This is a genomic window from Rhodococcus sp. R1101, from assembly GCF_000278445.1.
GTDB lineage: Bacteria > Actinomycetota > Actinomycetes > Mycobacteriales > Mycobacteriaceae > Rhodococcus > Rhodococcus gordoniae.
Map to the genome: position 1 here is coordinate 1 of NZ_AJVB01000460.1, position 3139 is coordinate 3139.

The 3139-nt window shown below is 69.2% G+C and carries 3 protein-coding genes; 1 reads left to right on the plus strand and 2 read right to left on the minus strand.

The window, feature by feature from the left end; genetic code table 11:
* Nucleotides 1-166 precede the first annotated feature (166 nt).
* Nucleotides 167-1159, minus strand: a complete 993-nt coding sequence (gene galE, locus R1101_RS0119850; protein WP_026003492.1) for a UDP-glucose 4-epimerase GalE — start codon at nucleotides 1157-1159, stop codon at nucleotides 167-169.
* Between the two features lie 54 nt (nucleotides 1160-1213).
* Complete coding sequence (locus tag R1101_RS0119855) at nucleotides 1214-1900, minus strand: metal-dependent transcriptional regulator (RefSeq protein ID WP_016935055.1); 687 nt, start codon at nucleotides 1898-1900, stop codon at nucleotides 1214-1216.
* A gap of 104 nt (nucleotides 1901-2004) precedes the next feature.
* On the opposite strand from R1101_RS0119855, the gene R1101_RS0119860 reads away from it, so the two are divergent.
* Nucleotides 2005-3139 (plus strand): acetoin utilization protein AcuC (locus tag R1101_RS0119860; protein ID WP_037224227.1); only part of this gene is annotated, 1135 nt, incomplete at its 3' end.

Here is a 3139-nt window from a genome sequence, read left to right on the forward strand (position 1 = left end):
TTTCGGATCTGCTGGACCAGGCGTTGCAGGCGGGGCTGCGGCCCGATGCGATCCGCGGCCTCGCCGAGACAGGCCACGAGATCGCGATGAGATTGGGACTCGGGCTGCCGCGCGACGACGAGTCGTCCTGACGGCTATCGTGCACGCGGTTCACACCGCACAGCGCTCAGCGGCGCCGAACGGCGTGCAGTCGGTCGCCGAGGGACCGGGTGAACTCCCACGCGTCGGAGACGATCTCGTCGAGATCGGTGTGCTGAGGGTTCCACCCGAGTTCGGACATCGCGCGGCTGCTGGAGGCGATGAGAACGGCCGGATCACCGGCGCGGCGCGGTGCGTCGACCGCTGCGATCGGAAGGCCCGTGACCCGCTCGCAGGCCGAGACGACCTCGCGGACGGTGAAACCTTCTCCGCTGCCGAGGTTGTAGATGCCGTGCCGGCCGGGTTCGGACTTCGTCAATGCCAGCACGTGGGCGTCGGCGAGATCCTTGACATGGATGTAGTCGCGCACCGCGGTGCCGTCCTTGGTCGGCCAGTCGGTGCCGAACACGGAGATGCGATCGCGCACACCGAGAGCGACCTGCAGCACCAGCGGGATCAGATGCGTCTCGACGACCCGGTTCTCGCCGGCGCCGCCGTAGGCGCCGGCGACGTTGAAGTACCGCAGGCTCGTCGCGGCGAGACCGTGCGCGTGTGCGTAGGACGAGATCGCGTGATCGATGGCGAGCTTCGACGCCCCGTACGGGTTGGTGGGACGGGTGGGCGCGTCCTCGGTGATCGGCACGCTCTCGGGCTCGCCGTAGGTCGCGGCGGTCGAGGAGAAGACCAGTCGCGGCGTACCCGAGCGGCGGATGGCCTCGAGCAGGGAGAGGGTGGTCACCACGTTGCCCTGCCAGTACTTCTCGGGGCACTCCACCGACTCACCGACCAGTGATTGCGCTCCGAAGTGGAGGACGCCGTCGAAGCGGGGACCGGTTCCGGACAGCAGATCGTCGGCGACGGCCGCGATGTCGCCCTCGACGAACTCGGCGCCCGCCGGTACCGCTTCGGCATTCCCGGTGGACAGATCGTCGACGACCACGACGTCGTGGCCCTGTTCGAGCAGCACGGTCGTGCACACGCTGCCCACATAGCCGGCGCCGCCGGTCACCAGAAGTCTCACGCTGTACATCCCCTTTTCGCATGCCCGTACCGGACATGCGAAAAGGGGTCTGTGTCAGACCTGCTTCACCTGCACGGCATGGGCCATCTCGTCGGAAAGCTCGAAGCTGTCGTGACCGGCCACGGTGATGGACACCGAGCCCGGTCGCGTCTCGACTGTAACCCGCGCGTCCGGGACGACACCGGCCTCACGCAGCCGGGCGATGACCTCCGGATCGGACTGGACGTACTCGGCGAGCCGGCGCACCACGACGGCGGTCGGCTTGCCGTGGGGGATCTCCGTCAGCCGCACCAGCTTCTCGTCGAGGGCCGCCGTACGGTCGAGACCCAGCTGCGCCAGCCCCGGGATCGGGTTGCCGTAGGGCGAGGTGGTCGGGTTGTTGAGCACCTCGACGAGGCGGCGTTCGACCTCCTCGCTCATCACGTGCTCCCAACGGCACGCCTCGGCGTGCACGTTCTCCCAGTCGAGACCGATCACGTCCACGAGAAGCCGTTCCGCGAGCCGGTGCTTGCGCATCACGGACACCGCGAGATCGCGACCCTTCTCGGTGAGCTGCAGGTGCCGGTCGCCGGCGACACGGAGCAGACCGTCGCGTTCCATGCGGGCCACGGTCTGGCTGACCGTCGGTCCGCTCTGCTCGAGGCGTTCGGCGATGCGCGCGCGCAGCGGCACCACGCCTTCCTCTTCCAAGTCGTAGATGGTCCGGAGATACATCTCCGTTGTATCGACCAGGTCCTTCACTCTCACACCCCTTCGTCCGGGCCGATTCTAACCGTGCGAACAGGACGGTGGGGGCGCGCTCCGAGGCTCGCATGTCCGTGGGCGGCGCAGTAGCGTCTGTGTCCATGACCACGAGCTCCACCGCGGCGGGCGGTACGACACAGCTGAGCGGCGATCGGATAGTGGTGTGGAGCCCCGACTACCTCGACTACCGGTGGGGTCCGACGCATCCGATGAACCCCACGCGTCTCGATCTCACGATGGCGCTGTCCCGCAGTCTCGGTCTCCTCGAAGGCGTCGAGACGGTCCGTCCGTCCCCTGCGGACGACACCGATCTGTTGCGCATCCACACCGCGTCCTACGTCGACGCAGTCAAGCGCGCGGGTTCCGCCCCGGAGGGAGCGGCACCTCCGGCCGACGCCCCGCACGGTCTCGGAACCGAGGACAACCCGATCTTCCCCCGCATGCACGAGGCCAGCGCGACCCTCGCCGGAGGCACGCTGGCGGCCGCGCGCGAGATCGCGAGCGGCCGGGCCCGGCGCGCGGTGAGCATCGGCGGCGGCATGCACCATGCGATGGCCGACTGGGCCGCCGGATTCTGCGTCTACAACGATGCCGCCATCGCGATCTCGTGGTTGCTCGACCACGGCTACGACCGCATCGCCTACATCGACGTCGACGCCCACCACGGTGACGGCGTGCAGCACGCATTCCTCGGCGACCCCCGGGTCCTCACCATCTCGCTGCACCAGCATCCCGCGACCCTGTGGCCCAACACCGGATGGTCCAGCGAGGTCGGCGCAGGCCCGGCCGAGGGCACCGCGATCAACCTTCCCGTCCTGCCGGGCACCGTGGACGCGTTGTGGTTGCGCGCCTTCCACGCCGTCGTGCCGGGCGCTGTCGCGGCGTTCCGCCCGCAGATCCTCATCAGTCAGTGCGGAGCCGACAGCCACCGCGAGGATCCCCTCGCCGACCTCTCGCTCACCGTCGACGGTCAACGCGCGTCGTATCTCGCGATGCGGGATCTCGCCGATCGCTACTGCGAAGGCCGCTGGCTCGCCGTCGGCGGTGGCGGGTACGGCCTCGTGCGGGTGGTTCCTCGCGCATGGACGCACCTGATCGCGGCGGCGCTGGACCGCGAGATCGACCCGAGCACGCCGATCCCGGCGGACTGGAGCGAACGCGTCGGCGCTCTCGCCCCCGGCGTCGAACTGCCCACCGGCATGGGGGAGGACTCCGACGTCTCGTATCTGCCGTGGG